Consider the following 18045-nt stretch of genomic DNA (forward strand, 5'->3'; position numbering starts at 1 on the left):
TAAGAGATGCAAAAGTACGATTTCGACACTGATTTTTGGGTGTGGGAAAACGGAAGTTTGTGTTAAAACGAGCTTTTGTTTGTTACTGTTACGATTCTGTTTACCAATTGTGTGTTTACAGATTTTTGTAAACAGGAAGTTTGTAAACACGAATTTGGTTTAGGTTAGCCGGAAAATCATTCAATTACCAGTTGTTTCAGTTGTATAAGGAAAAAAATCTTTAAGTCTAAGCACTCGTGGAATTAACATTTGCGGCAGATTTAATGTAACCAGTCTATTTTGGGAAACGTTATTTTTGCTACGGGGAGGGGCCAAATGGTACCCAAAAAAAAAATTAGAAATAGTCGGTACATTTTTTCTGCCGCAAATGTTAAAGTTTTATTGATTGCAGCGTGTTTGGATCAGACATCTGGTCCTATGGTCTCAACTAAGTTCGGGAAGATGTTGCTCTTTACTCATCTTCTAAACACAGTTTGACAGCTTTATATCCTCAAAAATACAAGGTTCAGTCAGCGATAGAAAAATGCATGAATCCTGAATGATTATTCAATAACCAGCTGCTTCAGTTGCAAGCGGTACGCCTCAAGTACCTTTGTTTTTTCAAGCAACCCAAAGTAGCGACCATTTTTGAGTACGGGCAGGATGGAAGCATGGGTCGATTCGAATTTTTCCATGGCCGATGCGACACCTTCTTCCAACGTGATGATAGCCTGGGGGTACGAAACGATGTCGTGCAGCGCCGTATATTTTTGCCGGAATGAATTGAAGATGATCGGCCGGATGGCATTGAGTTCGACAATTCCCGTCAGGTTGGCTTTTTCGTCGAGTACGGGAAAAACTTCCTGTTTGGTTTCAGACAGCAGTTGGATCAGTGTTTCTACGGAATCGGTCTGCCGCAGCCATTGGACTTCGTGGTCGACGAGTTTGAGCATATCGATGCTGAGCAGGATGTTCCGGTCTTTATCCGAAGTGAATACATCGTCTTTTTCAGCCAGGTGCTTGACATCCATCGAATGTTTTTCAAATTGTTTCGATACCGCAAAGCTGATGGAGGACACAATCATAAGCGGCACCATCAAATCATAACCGCCCGTGATTTCACCAATAAGGAAGATGGCGGTCAAAGGCGCATGGAACAAGCCGCTGAGTATTCCGGCCATGCCAACAATGGTGAAATTCCCGACAGGAAGCTGGTGGGTGATACCGAGCAGATTGAAAAATTTGGCGACAAAAAAGCCTAAGTAAGAACCTACAAACAGAGAAGGCGCAAAATTTCCGCCGTTTCCACCGCTTCCGAGCGTCATTCCCGTCGCAAAGGCTTTGAACATCATGGTTATCCCAAGGAAAGACAGCAGGATCCATTCGTTATGCCTGTGTTTCTCCAGTAAAGTATTTTCAAGAAGCGTCGACGGATCGCCATTGGCCAGGGTCTTGATGCTTTCATAACCTTCACCGAACAATAAAGGGAAAAAGAAAATCAATATACCCAACATCGTCGCTCCCAAAAGCGCACGTTTGTAGGCTTTGTTCTTCATGCGTGCAAAGAAACCTTCGACGCGCTGGAAATTTTTGGCGTGATACAGCGAGATGAATCCGGCGCACAGTCCCAATAAAATATAGAACGGTATGTTATGGTAATCGAATTCCTGTTTCTGGCGGAACGAGAGCAATACTTCTTCATTCAATACGACGGTAGAAACCAAAGCACCGGTCGCGGCTGAAATGATAATCGGGACAAAAGCGGAAATCGTCACATCGGTCAAGACCACCTCGATCGAAAAAAGCACACCTGCAACCGGTGCATTGAACGCCGCACCTATACCTGCCGCGACACCACAGGCCAAAAGCAGGATACGGTCTTTTTGAGAGAGCCGGTATTTTTGGGCAAAGTTCGACCCGATGGCGGCTCCCGTTATGGTAATCGGGGACTCAAGCCCGGCCGATCCGCCAAGCCCGACGGTAAGTGAACTCGTAACGATTTGGGCATACATTTGTTTTTTTGGCAAAATCCCACCTTTTTTGGCGACGGCAAACAAAATACGCGAACTTCCTTTTTCGAGGCTTCCGCCAAGAAAATTCCGGATGACGAAGACCGTCAGCAAAATACCTACAATGGGCAGCAGTACATTGATGAACGGAAACTTGAGGAATCCGTTGATATACGTCGCAAAAACAAAAACATAGTGGGCGAAACTCTTCAGGATGATTACCGCCACGGCACACGTAAAGGCAACCACCACACAGGCCAGGTATAGGAACTGGCGTTCCGGCAACATGGTCTTGGCAATGAAAAAAAGGCGTTCGAACTGTCTTGCGATCTTGCGGAAGAACAATACGGGGATCGAAGCTTTTTTGGCTGACATAGTTGTTGGGGATAAATTCCGGATGTGCAAAAATAACCCCTGCAAAGCCAACAACCTTTACATTTGAGATATTTTTTTGATTGATTTTTCCGATTCCTGTCAGAAACCGGCTGCGGCGTCATCCCCGCGCGGATCGGCACCAGCTTCATAGGTTCCGTTGGGTAATTGCAGGATCGCATCGACTTTTCCGATGACTGGCGCTGCCTGGATATTGATTTTGTACCCTTTGTCCTTTAATTGTTTGATTGTTTCGCCAGAAAATCCATCGGGCTCCATCAGTATGTCATCCGGAAGCCATTGATGATGCATGCGCGGCTGGCCAACCGATTGTTGCATGCCCATATCAAACTCAGCAACATTGAGGATGTTCTGGAAAATCGAGGTAATGATCGTCGATCCGCCCGGCGATCCAAGAACCATAAACAGTTTACCCTCTTTTTCAACAATCGTCGGTGTCATTGAACTCAGCATACGTTTACCGGGTTCGATTGCGTTGGCTTTTGAACCCGTAAGCCCGAAATAATTCTGCGTTCCGGCCTTGATGCTGAAATCGTCCATTTCATTATTGAGGAAAAAACCGAGCTCGGCACAATACAATTTGGAACCGAAGGCACCATTCAAAGTCGTAGTTACCGAAACGGCATTTCCAAACGGATCCACAATAGAAAAATGCGTCGTTTGATCGCTCTCTGAAAAAGGGATGTCGCCATGTGAAATCTGTGAAGACGGGATGATATTTTCAAGATCGGAACTTTTCAAACGATGGTGTAAGTACGTCGTGTCAATCAACTGGTTTTGAGGTGATTTTATAAAATCCGGATCGGCTAGAAAATAATTCCTGTCGGCATAGGAACGTTTCTCGGCTTCGGTCAGTAAAGTGATATAATCGACCGAGTTATGAGGTAGGGAACTGACATCAAAAGGCTCGATCATTTTAAACATCTGATTCAGGCAAAAACCACCGCTGCTGGGCAAACCCATAGAAATCACATGGATATTCCGATAGTCGAATTCAATGGGTTTGCGCCAGATGGCTTTGTATGACCTGAGATCTTTCGCAGACAGAATCCCGCCTTTCTCTGCAATGAACCTGATAAGCATTTTTGCCGATCGTCCTTTGTAAAATTCATTAGCCCCGTTTTTTTCAATCCGTTCCAGCGTTTGGGCGAGTTCCGGATATTTTATGGTATCGCCAATCTTAAAAGTGCCGGAATAAATGGTACCGTTTCCATTGAGACTGATGATTTCCTTTTTATGGTCGGTGATTTGTTTCAGTTGTTTGCCTGTAACCACAATACCTTTTCTTGCCAGGGCAATTGCCGGAGCGAACAATTTCTCTATCGGTAAGCTTCCGAATTTTTTATGCATTTCGAATATTCCGGCCACAGATCCGGGAACGCCGACCGCTTTGGCAGAACTGAGGCTCAGGTTCGGGATCACGTTCCCGTTTTTATCCAGGAACATATCGCGGCTCGCTTTCAAAGGTGCGGTTTCGCGAAAGTCGAGCGATCCTGAAGTTCCATCGTTCATTCGGTACACCATGAATCCACCACCCGAAATATTCCCTGCGTATGGATAAGCGACTGCAAGCGCGAGTTGGACGGCGATAGCGGCATCGAATGCATTTCCGCCCTGTCTCATTATTTCGGATCCTATTTCACTCGCTTCGATGCGGGCCGAAACGACCATCGCGTTCCGGGCTGTAAAACCGATCTGTGAAAACGAAATCTGGCAACATAGAAGCAATGAAAAAAGAAATCGCTTCATAGACCGGCTAAGGTTTTGGCGGCGTGGGCGCGCAGGTCTTCAAAGAATTCAGTGAATTCCTGTTCAAACAGGGTGTAGTATTTTGACAATTCTTCCGAAGCGAAACGCATATTGGATTCCGTGCGGCTGCGTTGGTCCATCTGGGTAAGTATGCGTTGGATGCCTTCAGGGAACTGGTAACTCCAAAGCCAGTTGTACTTGATCATGTACGGCATCATCCCTTTTGTCTTTTCGGTCAGCTGATCGTAGTTGCGCTCGAGCGAATCGTAAAAATTGTCGATAAAAGAACCGAGTTTTTCAGGGGAATATTTCTGCCAGTTCTTAGAAAGGAAATGATCGTAAAAAATATCCATGATCACACCTGAATAATGATGGTACCTTTCGTGCAGCCGTTTTGTCCCTTTGCGGAATACGGGATGCTGGTCTGTGAACATATCGATTTCGCGATGCAGCAGCACACCTTTCTGTATATCCGGATGCAGGGTTTCATAGTGCTTTCCGCGGATGCCGTCTGCCATGAAGTTGCCAATTTTGACGAGTTCGTTGTCGCCGGAAAGATAGATGTGGGCAAGATAGTTCATGGATTAAAGATAGGGATTGTTTGGTTAACGGTTAACAGATAACGGTTAACAGATAACGGTTAATAGTTAACAGATAACAGGTAAAGTATTTAGGAGGGGTAGTGTTACGCAATTTGTCGTTACTTAAAATTACGTAACAACGAATTGCGTAACAGGTTGGGAAAAACGAGGTATCATAAATCATTGGTCGTTTAACTTTATGGTCAGGTTAATTTCCAGATTTGAAAAAGCCAGGCGTGGACTGCGGGAATAGCTTCTAAATTTTATCTTTGTGACGCTGATGTAAAATTCACGGACCTAACGGCTCCAAATTCAGATCAACAAAAATCAAATCAACACCCGAGGCGCAGCCGAATTGTATAAAGCGCAGCGGATAAAATAATCCCCTCAATGACTCTAATCAAATCCATATCCGGAATCCGCGGTACCATAGGCGGAAAGACCGGCGATAATTTAACTCCTGTCGATGCCGTCAAATTTGCATCGGCTTACGGAACCTGGCTCAAGAATTACAGCAACAAAGACAAGCTGACCGTAGTGATTGGCCGTGACGCGAGGATTTCCGGCCCCATGATTCACAATCTCGTGGTCAATACGCTGATTGGCTTGGGAATCGATGTGATTGATTTAGGTTTATCGACGACACCGACCGTAGAAGTGGCCGTTCCTTTGGAAAAAGCCGATGGTGGAATCATCCTGACCGCATCACACAATCCGAAACAATGGAACGCGCTCAAGTTGCTTAACGAAAAGGGCGAATTCCTGAACGGGGAAGAAGGAGCCAAAATACTTGACATAGCCGAACGTGAGGCATTTGATTTTGCCGATGTGGATTCACTGGGCGAAATCATCCCGAACGATGCCTACATGGATATCCATATCGACGAAGTTCTCGAACTTCCACTTGTAGATGCCGAAGCCATTAAGGCTGCTAAATTCAAGGTCGTTGTTGACGGCGTCAATTCGTCCGGGGGCATCATCATCCCAAAATTACTGGATTTGCTCGGAGTCGAAACCGTAAAACTGTATTGCGAACCGAACGGTCATTTCCCGCACAACCCGGAGCCTTTGAAGGAACATCTGGGTGATATCTGCAAACTTGTCGTTGATGAAAAAGCAGATTTTGGGATTGTCGTCGATCCCGATGTTGACCGGTTGGCATTCATTTCAGAAGACGGTGAAATGTTCGGGGAAGAATACACTTTGGTCGCCGTCGCCGATTATGTCTTGTCGAAAACGCCGGGAAATACCGTTTCGAATATGTCGTCATCGCGTGCGTTGGCCGATGTCACCAAAGCGCATAAAGGTTCTTATGAAGCCAGTGCGGTAGGCGAGGTCAATGTGGTCGAACTGATGAAGAAAAACAATGCCGTTATTGGAGGCGAAGGAAACGGCGGTATCATTTATCCCGAACTGCACTACGGACGCGATAGTTTGGTCGGGGTAGCCTTGTTCCTGACACATCTGGCGAACAAGAAAATGAAAGTGTCGGAATTGCGGGCTTCGTATCCGCAGTATTTCATGAGCAAGAATAAGATCGAGCTCACGCCGGCGATTGATGTCGATGCTATTTTGAAAGCGATGACCGAAAAATATCAGTCCGAGAAAATAACCACTATCGACGGCGTAAAAATCGATTTTGCCGAAAACTGGGTACACCTACGCAAATCGAATACGGAACCGATCATCCGCATTTACACCGAAGCAAAAACACAACAAGCTGCTGATGATCTTGCCATACGCATCATTGATGAAATAAAGGCTGTCGCCGGAATCTGATGCAGCTGCGACTGGCCGTGATCACTTGTTTTTTCGTTTCGATCGTTTCGGGACAGCAATCGGATTGCGGTTGGTTCGGGACGATGCCGGTTGAAAAAAGACGGACATCGGAACCTTTTAAAAGCGCGGAACGGATCCTGTTGATTTCGTATTTTTCTGCCGGTCGTGATGGATCGGAAACAATAATTGATGGTAATTGGGAAGAAATCCAGGCGACAGACAGTGTTTCCATAGTCCGCAAAATGAACCTGAAGATATTGAAGGAGTTTGACCTGTCACATCTTTCGGATGTAAACAATCTCAAATACGCAGCTCTCGAAATCACCGAATTGAACCAGGCATGGAAAGACTCGCTGAGCCGCTGGTATTTCAATTATCATCCGAGGAAGTGGAAAGATGATGGAACAGTCGAGGTGATCGGTTGTTATTTTCCGAGAAACGCAATCTTGTTCCTCGATGGTAAAGACAGGATTGTTTCTTATATCGAAATTTGTTTTGACTGCATGGGCGCCGCCGCTTCCCAAGATATAGGCTGGCCCGACCTGATACGGTTCCCCATGCCTTGCCGCATTTCAAAACTGGATGTCCTTAAGGATATCTTCCGGAAAAACGGAATCGTCTATGGAATCGACGGACATAACTGGAATGACTTTAAAATCAAAGATTAGCCAACGGCAACAAACAAAAAATCCGCTCCAATCATGAAGCGGATTTTTATTTAACGACTGATCTTATTCGTCACCTTTAGGCTTTTCGCGTTTGGCCGGACTTATTTTAGCCGCCGCATTCGCATCCATCATTTCCATCAGTTTCATCCCGAGCAATCCGCTGATAGGCGAGTCGGATCCGCCATTTCCGGAAATCAATACATCCGGTATGACCTTGATATTGCCGCGACCGATTTCTTCGGTGATTTTATACTTCGTGAAGTTATCGCCACCCATGGCTGAAACCTGCAATTGATAGGCTTCTGCAGTTGATTTACCCACCGCCATGATTTTTTCGGCTTCGGCATTACCGGTTTTGGAAATGCGTTCGGCTTCGGCTCCGGCAGTCAGTTTTGTGGCTTCAGCCTGAGCGCCGGCACGGGCTTTTGTGGCTTCCGCTTCGGCATTGGCACGCATCTTCGTAGCTTCGGCTTCGGCATTTACGTTGAGTTTTAGACTTGTGGCATCACCTTCTGCTTTCTTGACGGCGGCATCGGCTGTACGTTGCGCGATCTCGACACTTTGGGAGGCACGCACGATTTCCTTTTGCATGTCGGCGATCGCGGTTTCTTTTTCGACACCCTGGCGTTGTTCCTGTGCCATTTTCTGGGTCTGATAGGTTTTTTGTTCCTCTTCGGCGATTTTCCTGTCGGTAAGTGTCTTCATCAGCGATTCCGGTGGGACGATGTCACCAATCAAGGTATCGACCGCATTCACGTTGTATTCGTCAAGCACTTCCTTGATATGGTTTTTAGCCGATTCCTGACGCTGCTTCCGTGTACTGAGGAACGAAATCACATCGCTGTCCTGGGCCGAGTTCCGGAAATAGTTACCGATTGTCGGTTCCAAAACCTGGGAAACCAAGTTCGTCATCGAACCGAAACGCGCGATAACCTTTGGCGCTTCGTTGGCCGGCACGTGGATGATCTGGGCCACGTCCAGGTTGAATGGGAAACCGTCTTTGGAGCGCACCGTAATGGTCGACAGGTTTTTATCGAGATCATGCGATTCGCTTCTGGCATTGGCCCAGTTCAGTACAAGGTTCGTAGTTGGAACGGGCTCGAGCTTGGTCGTGTACTTGTTCAATGCATATTTACCCGGCCCGAACGGTTCCAGCCAGACACCGCGTTGTCCTTTGGAAACAATGTTACCGTGTTTGAACGTTTCCCCGGTAACGTCCTGTCCGTCTTCACCAATATAGGAGATGACGACCCCTACGTATCCGATAGGCACATCTGTCATAGGTGTCTGCTCGATCTGGACCGCCCATGTGTTGAGATAATACGTACCGGCGAGCATCACCTGTGGCTGTAGTCCGCGGTTTCCGCCGTTGGTCAGGAACGAGTCGAAATCCTGGAAATTGTTGTGCCCTTCGACGAATTTACCGGCGATCTGCCCAATCGGGATCGGTTCCCCATCGAGTGCCGTGACGATCCCGACCATGTTTTCAAAAATCTTGATCTGATCGGTGATGATGATTTCAAACAAATAGGTATTGATCCGATAAGAACCTGTTGTGATAAAAGCGGTCTGACGTCCTTTTTGTCCGCCGTTGACCAAAAACGCTTCGGCATTCTGGAAGTTGTCGCTTTCTACACGTCGGGCCAGGATGTGTCCCGTTGGGATTTCGACGCCGTCCTTGCTCAGTACAAGTCCGACTTTTCCTTCGGGGATAATGGTAAAGTGAACCATATCCACTTTGTATTGCCAGAACCATTTGCCCCAGTAAAGACCCGGAGCAAGTGTCTGTGCCTGGAAACCGGCTTCTCCTTTGGTGGCGATGATGCGTCCGTCCGGCAGTGATCTGTCCGATCCGAAGATGACGAATTTTTTGGTTACGAGTCCAATCTTGTCTTCCGGTACGATGACCATCCCGAAGAAGACACGCAACACGATTTTGTACAATACGAGGCAGATAATCACAGGGATTACCCAAAATAAAATGTTCATGTTTGTCATGGTGTTTTGAATTTGATGGCACAAAATTAGAATGGAAAATTAACATAATATTTAAATTTAACAAATGGTTTTTGCGGGCAAATAATGCCCCTAAAACGCCTTGTTTAAGGCCTGTTATTGTCAAAATCTGACTTAAATTTATGAGGTGTCAACTATGATTGGTTACGATGCCTTTAACAGTTTAAAATGACAATTTGGGGGAATATCGATTTCGCGGACATCCATCGTTGCCCAATAGTATTTTGAGTTACCTTTGCAACCTACCTTATATATAGATGATGATTGCAGGAGCTAGTGTTTCGACCGAACTGGAAACGTATTTCAAGACGTTCCGGGATGGTATCGTTGGGATTGACCAGGAATTCGAATCGCCTTTCGGCAAAAAGAAAATCATTTATACCGACTGGACGGCAAGCGGAAGATTATACCGACCGATAGAGGAGAAGCTGCTCAACGATTTCGGTCCGTTCGTCGCCAATACGCATACCGAGACTACGGTTTCCGGAACCATGATGACCATGGCATATCATCAGGCGCGTCACATCATCAAGCAACACGTCAATGCCAATAGTGAAGATGTGCTGATTACCGATGGCAGCGGAATGACGGGTGTCATCAATAAATTCCAGCGGATCCTCGGACTCAAAGTCCCAGAAAACCTTCAGCCGTTCATCGACGTTCCTCAGGAAAAGAGACCTGTCGTTTTCATCACCCATATGGAGCATCATTCGAACCAGACCTCGTGGCTTGAAACCATTGCCGATGTAATCGTGGTTCCGGCCTGTGAAAAAGGATTGATCTGCCTGAATACGTTTGCAAAGTTGCTTGATGAGAATGCACACCGGCAACTCAAGATCGCTTCGGTCACTTCATGTTCCAACGTCACCGGAATCCAGACACCTTATTATGAGATCGCGAAGCTCATGCATCGTGCAGGCGGAGTGTGTTTTGTGGATTTTGCGTGTTCAGGGCCTTATGTAACTATCGATATGCATCCGGCTGATCCTGAAAGTTATCTCGACGCCATATTTTTCTCTCCTCATAAATTCCTCGGCGGCCCCGGAACTTCGGGTGTTTTGATCTTCAACAGCAAATTATACAAGAATATGGTTCCCGATCATCCGGGTGGCGGAACGGTCAGCTGGACGAATCCGTGGGGCGAGCACAAATACATAGACAATATCGAGGAACGCGAAGATGGCGGAACGCCAGGTTTTCTGCAGACGATTAAAACGGCGTTGGCCATTCAGCTCAAAGAAGAGATGGATGTTCAGAAGATGCTGGAGCGCGAACACGAAATTGTAGATTATGTCTTCAATCGGCTTCAGAATATACCGAACCTGAATATCCTGGCCGGACAGCATCAGAACAGGCTTGGCGTGATTTCCTTCTACATCGACGGATTGCATTTTAACCTCGGGGTCAAATTACTCAACGATCGTTTTGGGATACAGACACGCGGCGGATGCAGTTGTGCCGGGACTTATGGGCATTATCTGCTTCACGTAGACCAGGAACAATCGCATTACCTGACCGATAAAATATCAAATGGCGAACTGATTGAAAAACCGGGCTGGATTAGAATGTCGATACATCCGACGACTACGAATGCCGAGATTGAATTCGTCTGCGACAGCATTGTGGAACTTGCGGCAAAATTTGAAAATTGGGCCGATGAGTATGATTACAGCCGGTCAACGAATGAATATACCCATAAAAAGGCAAGTCATTTTGAAACGTCGGTAGTCAAAAGCTGGTTTTCCTAAGAACGCGAATACTTCCAGCGTTTGTGCGTCCATAAATAATAGGACGGATCGTCTTTGATTTGTTTCTCCACGAGTTTCATGAAGGTATCGGTGATTTGATAATCGGGTACTTGCCTTGGATTTTCAGCCAACAATTCAAAAGTTCCTTTATATCGTCCGCGGGCTACTTTTTCAGTCCGCATGAAAATGACGTTCATGTCGTATTTCTTGGCGAGCATTTCCGCTCCGGTATGGACGGGTGTGTCAATCCCGAGAAACTCCACCCAATGTTGTTCTTTACCTTGTTTTGGCGATTGGTCGCTGACAAATCCATAAACGCCAAGTATCCCGTTTTTTTGGTTGGTGACCAAGGTAGGAACCGTTTCTTTGGTCGTGATCAGATGTGCCCTGTATTTGGTGCGTATGTCACGGACGACTTTGTCAAAATACTTGTTCGCGATTTTTTTATAAATGGCATAACCTTCAAAAGTAATATGGAAGTTCATGGAAACGGCCCATTCGTAACTGGCATAATGGGCGCACAGCAAGGCTATGCTTTTCCCTTGTTTTTCTAAATCGAGATACAAGTCCATATTCGTGAAGGTGTACCTTCTTTCGATTTCCTTTCTGGAAATGGTCATGGTCTTGATCATTTCGAGGAACATATCGCAAAGATGCCTGTAGGACTCTTTTTCTATTTTTTTGAGTTCTGCTGCCGACTTTTCAGGAAAGGCCATACCGAGATTCTGCCGGACAATTTTTTTTCTGTAGCCCACAATGTGATAAACCAGGAAATAAACGATATCGGCCACCCAATATAATAGTCTGAAAGGAAGTATGGAAATACACCATATTAATGGGTAAAGAAGGATGAAGGCTAGTAATTGCAACAGGAGTTTTTTTACAAATATACATATATATAAATGGTGGCAAAATAAGGTGGAAATGCGTAATTTCGGGTCAAATAATTACCCATGGATATCGCACTGATAGGCATTATTGCCATCACTTGTCTTTTTAGCTATCAAGGCTTCCAGGATATTTCCTTTTTCAGAAAATATGAATTCCACATAGGCAGCATCCGCAGCGGCGAGCATTACCGCATGTTTACTTCCGCTTTGCTGCATGCCGATTTGCCTCATTTGGTTTTCAACATGCTCACGCTGTATTTTTTTGCACCTGTTGTCACCGAATATCTTGGGATGTGGATTTTCCTGCTCATTTATATGGCGAGCCTTCTCTTTGGCAGTATGCTCACCTTGCTCATCCATAAAGACGAGTATAGTTACAGGGCAATCGGTGCATCCGGAGCAGTCACCGGAATTTTATATTCGGCTATTCTGTTGCAACCGGATATGCCAATCTACCTGTTTTTCATTCCGATTGGAATTCCGGCATTTATCTTCGGAATCGTCTATCTGCTTTATTCGATTTACGGAATGAAAAGCCGACGCGACAATATTGGGCACACGGCTCATTTTGGTGGCGCCGTTGGCGGATATGCATTGACTTTGGCTTATCATCCGATTATTTTCAGCGAGCATTTGCTCATTGTCATCGTATTAGCCATTCCGATTGTTATTTTATTCATAATGGAAAGACGGGGTAAGCTCTGATGGCATAACCTTTGGAAACCGCGCGTCGGATTTAAAAAAAAACAATCATGAAAAACAGAATTTTTATTGTGTTGATGATGCTTTCTGCCGGATTTGCATCTGCCCAGGCCATCGATATGAAACCGGTTCCGCAAATCAATGTGGCCGGACAGGGAAAAGTAAAGGTCACTCCGGATCAGGTGACCATTTCAATTGGAATCGAGACAATCGGCGCAAATGCCACCGATGTCAAAAAACAAAATGATACCGAAACCGAAAAAGTGGTCCAATACCTTAAAAAAGCGAATCTGCAAAAAGGCGACGTACAGACGCAACGCGTTTCGCTCCAACCCAATTACGATTACCAAAAAAAGAAATATTCCTACAGGGCCAGCCAGACCATCCAGGTTATCCTTAGAGATTTGAACCGTTACGACGAAATCATGGGCGGACTGACCGAATCCGGGATCAACCTGATTAATAATGTGGAATTCCAGTCATCCAAAATAGAACAATCCAAAAGCGAGGCGCGAAAACTGGCCATGCAGGATGCGAAGAACAAAGCCCAGGATTATGTTTCGGTTCTCAATCAGAAAGTAGGGAAGGCGATAACCATTTCTGATAATTCGGAGGTTCATTTTCCTTCGCCTGTCATGTTTAAGATGGCGGCCAATGCAGAAGCTGCAGATTCACGCGAAACGTTGGCTTTGGGCGATATCGAAGTGACGGCAAACGTCCAGGTGAGTTTTTCTCTGGAATAATCCGGAAAAGCAAATCAGTTACCGCAAAAAAAGAAAAACCGGCATCGACCGGTTTTTTTATTATTCAGATTTTGTCTTTCTGATGGTTTTCAAAACCGCTTTATCCTCAAAATTCACCACTTCGATTTCTACTTTCTGCTTTGCGGCCGTCTGGCCTTCGATCAGGTATTTTTTACCGCCGCCTTCCTTGATGTTGCTGCGGTCGAAATCTACATCGCCGTAAGTAAGGATATTTTTGATGTCAGCTTCTGAAATCCATCCCTGGGAAAGCAATGAATCGGCCTCTTTTGTATGATGGAAAGGCTTGGTGCGAAGATCATTGAGCACACGGGCATTCGGGAAATAATTGCATCGGACATCTTTTCCACTCCACATGGCAGCCACGAAAAAACATCCTAAAACAAGACCGATAAGGTAATAAGCGAAACGTTGGTAGAATTTCATGAGTAAGACGAAAGACGAAAGACGGAAGCCCAAAGGACGAACACTACGTCTGATAAAATTAAATACGCCGCAAATTTAGGACATGATTATGGATTCATCATTCTAAATCCGGATAAGAATAAATGTATTTTAAAAAACAATCAGGTTTATGTCGTTATCCGGGAGGTTGAACCATTCGCTGATGGCTTTGTTCGTGAGGATTCCGTGATACAGATAGACGCCGTTGCGAAGACCCTTATCCATTCGGATGGCGCTTTCGATGCCGCCATTTTCCGCAATCTGGAGCAAATAAGGCGTAATGATGTTGCTGATGGAAAGCGATGCCGATTTGGAATAACGCGACGGAATGTTCGGCACACAATAATGTACTACGTTGTGTTTTACGAAAGTAGGATTTTCGTGTGTGGTGACTTCGGAGGTTTCGAAACATCCGCCCGTATCGATGCTGACATCTACAATGACAGCCCCGCGTTTCATATGTTCCACCATGGTTTCGGTCACCACCACCGGGCAACGGTCTTTCCCGCGCATGGCACCAATGGCGACATCACAACGTCTGAGTGCTTTAAGCAATCCTTTAGGTTGAATGGTTGAAGTAAATATCCGATGGCTCAGATTGTTCTGTAAACGGCGTAATTTGGTTATCGAATTATCAAAAACCTTGACACTTGCGCCAAGGCCGATGGCTGTCCGGGCTGCAAATTCACCTACCGTTCCGGCTCCAAGTATTACGACTTCGGTAGGAGCGACACCGGTAATATTACCGAATAATAACCCTTTCCCGAATTCATTGTTGATCATTAATTCGGCGGCAATCAATGCAGATGCGGTTCCGGCAATTTCGCTCAGTGTCTTTACGGCCGGATATGATCCGTCCTCGTCCTTTATATATTCAAAAGCCAAAGCCGTAATTTTCTTTTTTGAAAGCGCCTCGAAATATTCCTTCTTACGGGTTTTTAACTGGATGGCCGATATGATGATGGTTTCCGGTTTGACCATCTCGACTTCCTGCATCGTCAGCGGCTCCACTTTGAGAAGGATAGGGCAGCTGAAGACTTTTTTGGTATCGGCAGTGATCTCTGCGCCGGCATCGCTGTATTCCTTGTCACAATAACTGGCGCTGACTCCGGCTCCTGATTCCATAAGGACGCGATGGCCGTGGGAAACCAATGAATTCACGGCATCGGGAGTAAGGCAGATGCGTCTTTCCTGGTAACTCGTTTCTTTTGGCACACCAATAAAAAGTTCACTTTTGGCCCTTGCGATTTCGAGGGTCTCTTCCTGCGGAAGCAATTGTTGTTTCGTGAACGGGGTGATGGCCATTGGTTGAGGATTTAATGGACTAAATTATGAAAAGAAGTTGAAAACGGAAAGTCGAAATTGAAAGCGGTATAGTATCGAATTTTTTCTTTGATTTCCAGGTATAACTACGGCGTATGTAAATCTACAGGCTCTTTTTGCCTGCCACTAAAACTACTGGTAATCGAATGATTTCGGCCGAACCGTATCCAAAATTGTGTTTACAAATTTCCTGTTTACAAAAATCCGTAAACACACAATTGGTAAACAGAATCATGTCAGCAAACAACAGTTTACTTCATCAATCAATCAATCGTAAGCTGCCTCTTCTCATCGGTCAAAATAAAAATCTTGACTTTGGTATGTTCGTCCGGAATCAGGTTCGGGATGTTTTCCGGCCATTCCACAAAGCACCAATGCCCGGAATACAGGTATTCGTCTATTCCAATATCATAGGCCTCCGATTCCGTCTTGAGTCGGTACATATCAAAATGATATAATTTTTCATGAGGTGCAATACGGTATTCGTTCACAAGCGAAAACGTAGGCGAGCTTGTAGCGCCTTCAACTCCAAGGCTTCTGGCAACTTCCTTTATAAGCGTGGTTTTTCCGACGCCCATTTCTCCATAGAACAGGACAACCTTATGCGGATTACTGTCTAAGATATATTTTGCTGCCAGATGTATTTCTTCCAGATTATATTCAAAATGCATTTTACTTCGGATTGAAAACCAAAAAAGGGATTATCATTTCTTCGAGCGAAACACCTCCATGCTGATACGTATTCCGGTAATAGCTAACGTAATGGTTGTAATTATTGACATAAGCCAGGAAGTCGTCGTTTTTGGCAAAGATAAAAGACGAACTCATGTTGATGGCCGGAAGCCCTATCGAGCGCGGATCTTTGACCGCATACACTTCTTTTTCCTCATAAGACAACGAACGCCCGGTTTTATACCGCAGGTTGAGGCTTGTATTTTTATCACCGATGACCTTGGACGGATTTTTTACGTTGATGGTTCCGTGATCTGTAGTGATGATCAGCTTGAAACCGAGTTGTTGTGCCTGCTGGATAATCTCAAGAAGCGGTGAGTTTTTGAACCAGCTTAATGTCAGCGAACGGTACGCTTTATCATCTGAGGCCAATTCCTTGACTACATCCATCTCTGTTTTAGCATGGGATAACATATCGATAAAATTGTACACCACAGTTACCAGATCATTGTCTTTATAAGACTTGAATGTCTCGGCCAATTTCTTTCCGCCTGCCAAATTCGTGATTTTAAAATAATCCTGTTTTATATTCAGGCCCAGACGTTTAAGATGAGCCGTTAAAAACTCTGCTTCATGTAAATTCTTTCCGCCTTCGTCAATGTCGTTCTTCCAGTATTGCGGGAATTGTTTCTCCATTTCGGTAGGAAGCAAACCTGAAAAAATCGCGTTTCTCGCATATTGGGTCGCCGTCGGAAGGATAGAATAGTATGGAATTTCCTTTTCCAGTTTGTAATGGTTGGCGACGACACTTTCAAACGCTTTCCATTGGTCGTAACGCAAATTGTCGATGACGACAAAAAGTACCGGACGTTCTTTTTTGGTGATTTCAGGAACCACGAGCTCACGGAACAGCGTATTTGACATGATTGGCTTATCCGCTTTCGGTGCGAACCAGTCTTCGTAGTTGCGTTCTATGAATTTGCCGAACTGTGAATTCGCCTCGGTCATTTGGGATTCCAAAATTTCCGTCATGCTCTGGTCTTCGATATCCTCGAGTTCCATTTCCCAGAAAATCAGTTTTTTGTAGGTATCGACCCATTCTTCCCAGGTGCGCACCATAGCCATTTCCATGGCGATCTTGCGGAATTCCTTTTGGTAATCGAGTGTCGTTTTTTCAGAAACCAGACGTGAATTATCGAGGTTTTTTTTAAGCGACAATAAAATCTGGTTCGGGTTGACGGGCTTTATCAGATAGTCGGCAATCTTGGATCCGATAGCTTCCTCCATAATATATTCTTCCTCAGATTTCGTGATCATGACCACAGGCACCGAAGCCTTTTTCTCTTTAAGTTCACTAAGTACTTCAAGCCCGCTCATTCCCGGCATATTTTCGTCGAGAAATACGATATCGAAATTCTTTTCTTCGAATACATCTATTGCATCCGGCCCGTTGTTGCGTGTGGTTACCTGGTAATTTTTCTTTTCGAGGAACAATATGTGGGGTTTGAGCATGTCGATTTCGTCGTCAACCCAAAGGATCTGAATTTTATCCATACTAATTTGTCGTTTTATTGTGGAGGCAATTTAACATTTTGCGACAGGCGGTTTTCATAAAGTTGTTATAAGTTTTTGAGTATTACTGTGGCCCGATAGTACGGGCTTATAACGTAAATTTTAAATAGGTGACCCCAATTTGAGAAAGTTGACAAAAAACAAATGTGGCAAACTCCCGAATTTTAGAAGTTGCCACAAGAAAGCGAAACGGATCAACATTCAAAAGGAATGAGAAGTTTTAATTGCTGTCATTTGCATAGGTAAGTAATGCCTGTGGGCTTCCTGAAATAAAGAGACTGGAAGCCGGATTTTATTCCGTTATGAATTAGGATCAAAATCTATCATCCATTCGATGCCATATTTATCCCTGAACATTCCAAAGTATGAACCCCAGGGACTTTCCGCGATTGGCACTTCGATTTGCCCGCCTTCCGAAAGTCCGTTGAATAAGTTGTCGGCTTCCGCTTTGCTTTGGGCACTGATGGAAATTTTACTTCTGTTTTCATTTTCGTTCGTACGCCCGAGAAATTCCGGAACATCATTGGCCATCAACATATTTTGACCAATAGGTAAAGCAATGTGCATTATTTTATTGGCATCGTTTTCCGTGACCGGGAATTCAGTACCCGCTAAATCTTTGAAACGCATGATTTTGGTGAATTCACCACCAAATACCGATTTGTAGAAATGGAATGCTTCCTCTGCATTTCCGTTGAAGTTGATGTGTGGATTTATAATTGCCATACTATAATTTTGATATTCACAACTGTATTATCA

15 protein-coding genes are annotated in these 18045 nt (G+C 45.0%); 5 read left to right on the plus strand and 10 right to left on the minus strand.

What is annotated here, in order from left to right; genetic code table 11:
- Nucleotides 1-542 precede the first annotated feature (542 nt).
- From G6047_RS12320 to G6047_RS12330, 3 genes are all read right to left on the minus strand, one after another.
- Nucleotides 543-2363: a chloride channel protein gene (locus G6047_RS12320; RefSeq protein ID WP_169527931.1), complete on the minus strand. Its 1821-nt coding sequence runs from the start codon at nucleotides 2361-2363 to the stop codon at nucleotides 543-545.
- A gap of 99 nt (nucleotides 2364-2462) precedes the next feature.
- Nucleotides 2463-4130 carry a gamma-glutamyltransferase gene (gene ggt / locus G6047_RS12325; protein WP_169527932.1) on the minus strand — a complete coding sequence of 556 codons (1668 nt, stop codon included), beginning with the start codon at nucleotides 4128-4130 and terminating at the stop codon, nucleotides 2463-2465.
- Nucleotides 4127-4711, minus strand: a complete 585-nt coding sequence (locus G6047_RS12330; RefSeq protein WP_169527933.1) for an acyl carrier protein phosphodiesterase — start codon at nucleotides 4709-4711, stop codon at nucleotides 4127-4129. The genes ggt and G6047_RS12330 overlap by 4 nt, the downstream gene beginning before the upstream one ends.
- Before the next feature lie 390 nt (nucleotides 4712-5101).
- Here G6047_RS12330 and glmM point away from each other — a divergent pair, with 390 nt between their 5' ends.
- Both glmM and G6047_RS12340 read left to right on the plus strand, forming a co-directional pair.
- Nucleotides 5102-6490, plus strand: a complete 1389-nt coding sequence (gene glmM, locus G6047_RS12335) for a phosphoglucosamine mutase (protein WP_169527934.1) — start codon at nucleotides 5102-5104, stop codon at nucleotides 6488-6490.
- On the plus strand, nucleotides 6490-7158 hold the full coding sequence (locus tag G6047_RS12340) for a hypothetical protein (RefSeq protein ID WP_169527935.1): 669 nt from the start codon (nucleotides 6490-6492) through the stop codon (nucleotides 7156-7158). Before glmM ends, G6047_RS12340 begins: the two co-directional genes overlap by 1 nt.
- A 63-nt stretch (nucleotides 7159-7221) precedes the next feature.
- On the opposite strand, the gene G6047_RS12345 is transcribed toward G6047_RS12340, so the two are convergent.
- The gene (locus G6047_RS12345; RefSeq protein WP_235946540.1) at nucleotides 7222-9147 is read right to left on the minus strand and encodes an SPFH domain-containing protein; all 1926 of its coding nucleotides are present in this window, start codon (nucleotides 9145-9147) and stop codon (nucleotides 7222-7224) included.
- Between the two features lie 284 nt (nucleotides 9148-9431).
- Here G6047_RS12345 and G6047_RS12350 point away from each other — a divergent pair, with 284 nt between their 5' ends.
- A complete protein-coding gene (locus G6047_RS12350) occupies nucleotides 9432-10922 on the plus strand; it encodes an aminotransferase class V-fold PLP-dependent enzyme (RefSeq protein WP_235946541.1) in 1491 nt (496 codons plus the stop codon).
- Here G6047_RS12350 and G6047_RS12355 read toward each other — a convergent pair.
- On the minus strand, nucleotides 10919-11791 hold the full coding sequence (locus tag G6047_RS12355) for a lysophospholipid acyltransferase family protein (protein ID WP_169527937.1): 873 nt from the start codon (nucleotides 11789-11791) through the stop codon (nucleotides 10919-10921). The two genes, G6047_RS12350 and G6047_RS12355, sit on opposite strands and share 4 nt — an antisense overlap.
- 84 nt (nucleotides 11792-11875) lie before the next feature.
- Between G6047_RS12355 and G6047_RS12360 the strand changes: the two genes are divergently transcribed.
- A complete protein-coding gene (locus G6047_RS12360) occupies nucleotides 11876-12517 on the plus strand; it encodes a rhomboid family intramembrane serine protease (protein ID WP_169527938.1) in 642 nt (213 codons plus the stop codon).
- A gap of 47 nt (nucleotides 12518-12564) precedes the next feature.
- Nucleotides 12565-13257 carry an SIMPL domain-containing protein gene (locus G6047_RS12365; protein WP_169527939.1) on the plus strand — a complete coding sequence of 231 codons (693 nt, stop codon included), beginning with the start codon at nucleotides 12565-12567 and terminating at the stop codon, nucleotides 13255-13257.
- A 60-nt stretch (nucleotides 13258-13317) separates the two neighbouring features.
- Here G6047_RS12365 and G6047_RS12370 read toward each other — a convergent pair whose 3' ends face one another.
- The 5 genes from G6047_RS12370 to G6047_RS12390 all read right to left on the minus strand — a co-directional run bounded on the left by G6047_RS12370 (nucleotide 13318) and on the right by G6047_RS12390 (nucleotide 18012).
- Nucleotides 13318-13701 carry a DUF4258 domain-containing protein gene (locus tag G6047_RS12370; RefSeq protein ID WP_169527940.1) on the minus strand — a complete coding sequence of 128 codons (384 nt, stop codon included), beginning with the start codon at nucleotides 13699-13701 and terminating at the stop codon, nucleotides 13318-13320.
- Nucleotides 13702-13830: 129 nt separating this feature from the next.
- Nucleotides 13831-15024: an alanine dehydrogenase gene (locus tag G6047_RS12375; protein ID WP_169527941.1), complete on the minus strand. Its 1194-nt coding sequence runs from the start codon at nucleotides 15022-15024 to the stop codon at nucleotides 13831-13833.
- Between the two features lie 281 nt (nucleotides 15025-15305).
- Complete coding sequence (gene tsaE / locus G6047_RS12380; protein WP_169527942.1) at nucleotides 15306-15713, minus strand: tRNA (adenosine(37)-N6)-threonylcarbamoyltransferase complex ATPase subunit type 1 TsaE; 408 nt, start codon at nucleotides 15711-15713, stop codon at nucleotides 15306-15308.
- Between the two features lies 1 nt (nucleotide 15714).
- Complete coding sequence (gene porX / locus G6047_RS12385; protein WP_169527943.1) at nucleotides 15715-17268, minus strand: T9SS response regulator signal transducer PorX; 1554 nt, start codon at nucleotides 17266-17268, stop codon at nucleotides 15715-15717.
- A 318-nt stretch (nucleotides 17269-17586) separates the two neighbouring features.
- Nucleotides 17587-18012: a VOC family protein gene (locus G6047_RS12390; RefSeq protein WP_169527944.1), complete on the minus strand. Its 426-nt coding sequence runs from the start codon at nucleotides 18010-18012 to the stop codon at nucleotides 17587-17589.
- Nucleotides 18013-18045 lie beyond the last annotated feature (33 nt).

The organism is Flavobacterium silvaticum (genome assembly GCF_012911565.1).
In the GTDB taxonomy this organism is placed as follows: Bacteria; Bacteroidota; Bacteroidia; order Flavobacteriales; family Flavobacteriaceae; genus Flavobacterium; species Flavobacterium silvaticum.

Bases quoted from the DNA above. Each gene is read 5' to 3' on its own strand.
- G6047_RS12330 (WP_169527933.1), bottom strand. From the start codon at position 4,711: ATGAACTATCTTGCCCACATCTATCTTTCCGGCGACAACGAACTCGTC.
- G6047_RS12340 (WP_169527935.1), top strand. From the start codon at position 6,490: ATGCAGCTGCGACTGGCCGTGATCACTTGTTTTTTCGTTTCGATCGTT.
- G6047_RS12390 (WP_169527944.1), bottom strand. From the start codon at position 18,012: ATGGCAATTATAAATCCACACATCAACTTCAACGGAAATGCAGAGGAA.
- porX (WP_169527943.1), bottom strand. From the start codon at position 17,268: ATGGATAAAATTCAGATCCTTTGGGTTGACGACGAAATCGACATGCTC.
- G6047_RS12365 (WP_169527939.1), top strand. From the start codon at position 12,565: ATGAAAAACAGAATTTTTATTGTGTTGATGATGCTTTCTGCCGGATTT.
- tsaE (WP_169527942.1), bottom strand. From the start codon at position 15,713: ATGCATTTTGAATATAATCTGGAAGAAATACATCTGGCAGCAAAATAT.
- G6047_RS12360 (WP_169527938.1), top strand. From the start codon at position 11,876: ATGGATATCGCACTGATAGGCATTATTGCCATCACTTGTCTTTTTAGC.
- G6047_RS12320 (WP_169527931.1), bottom strand. From the start codon at position 2,363: ATGTCAGCCAAAAAAGCTTCGATCCCCGTATTGTTCTTCCGCAAGATC.
- G6047_RS12345 (WP_235946540.1), bottom strand. From the start codon at position 9,147: ATGAACATTTTATTTTGGGTAATCCCTGTGATTATCTGCCTCGTATTG.
- G6047_RS12350 (WP_235946541.1), top strand. From the start codon at position 9,432: ATGATGATTGCAGGAGCTAGTGTTTCGACCGAACTGGAAACGTATTTC.
- ggt (WP_169527932.1), bottom strand. From the start codon at position 4,130: ATGAAGCGATTTCTTTTTTCATTGCTTCTATGTTGCCAGATTTCGTTT.
- glmM (WP_169527934.1), top strand. From the start codon at position 5,102: ATGACTCTAATCAAATCCATATCCGGAATCCGCGGTACCATAGGCGGA.
- G6047_RS12370 (WP_169527940.1), bottom strand. From the start codon at position 13,701: ATGAAATTCTACCAACGTTTCGCTTATTACCTTATCGGTCTTGTTTTA.
- G6047_RS12375 (WP_169527941.1), bottom strand. From the start codon at position 15,024: ATGGCCATCACCCCGTTCACGAAACAACAATTGCTTCCGCAGGAAGAG.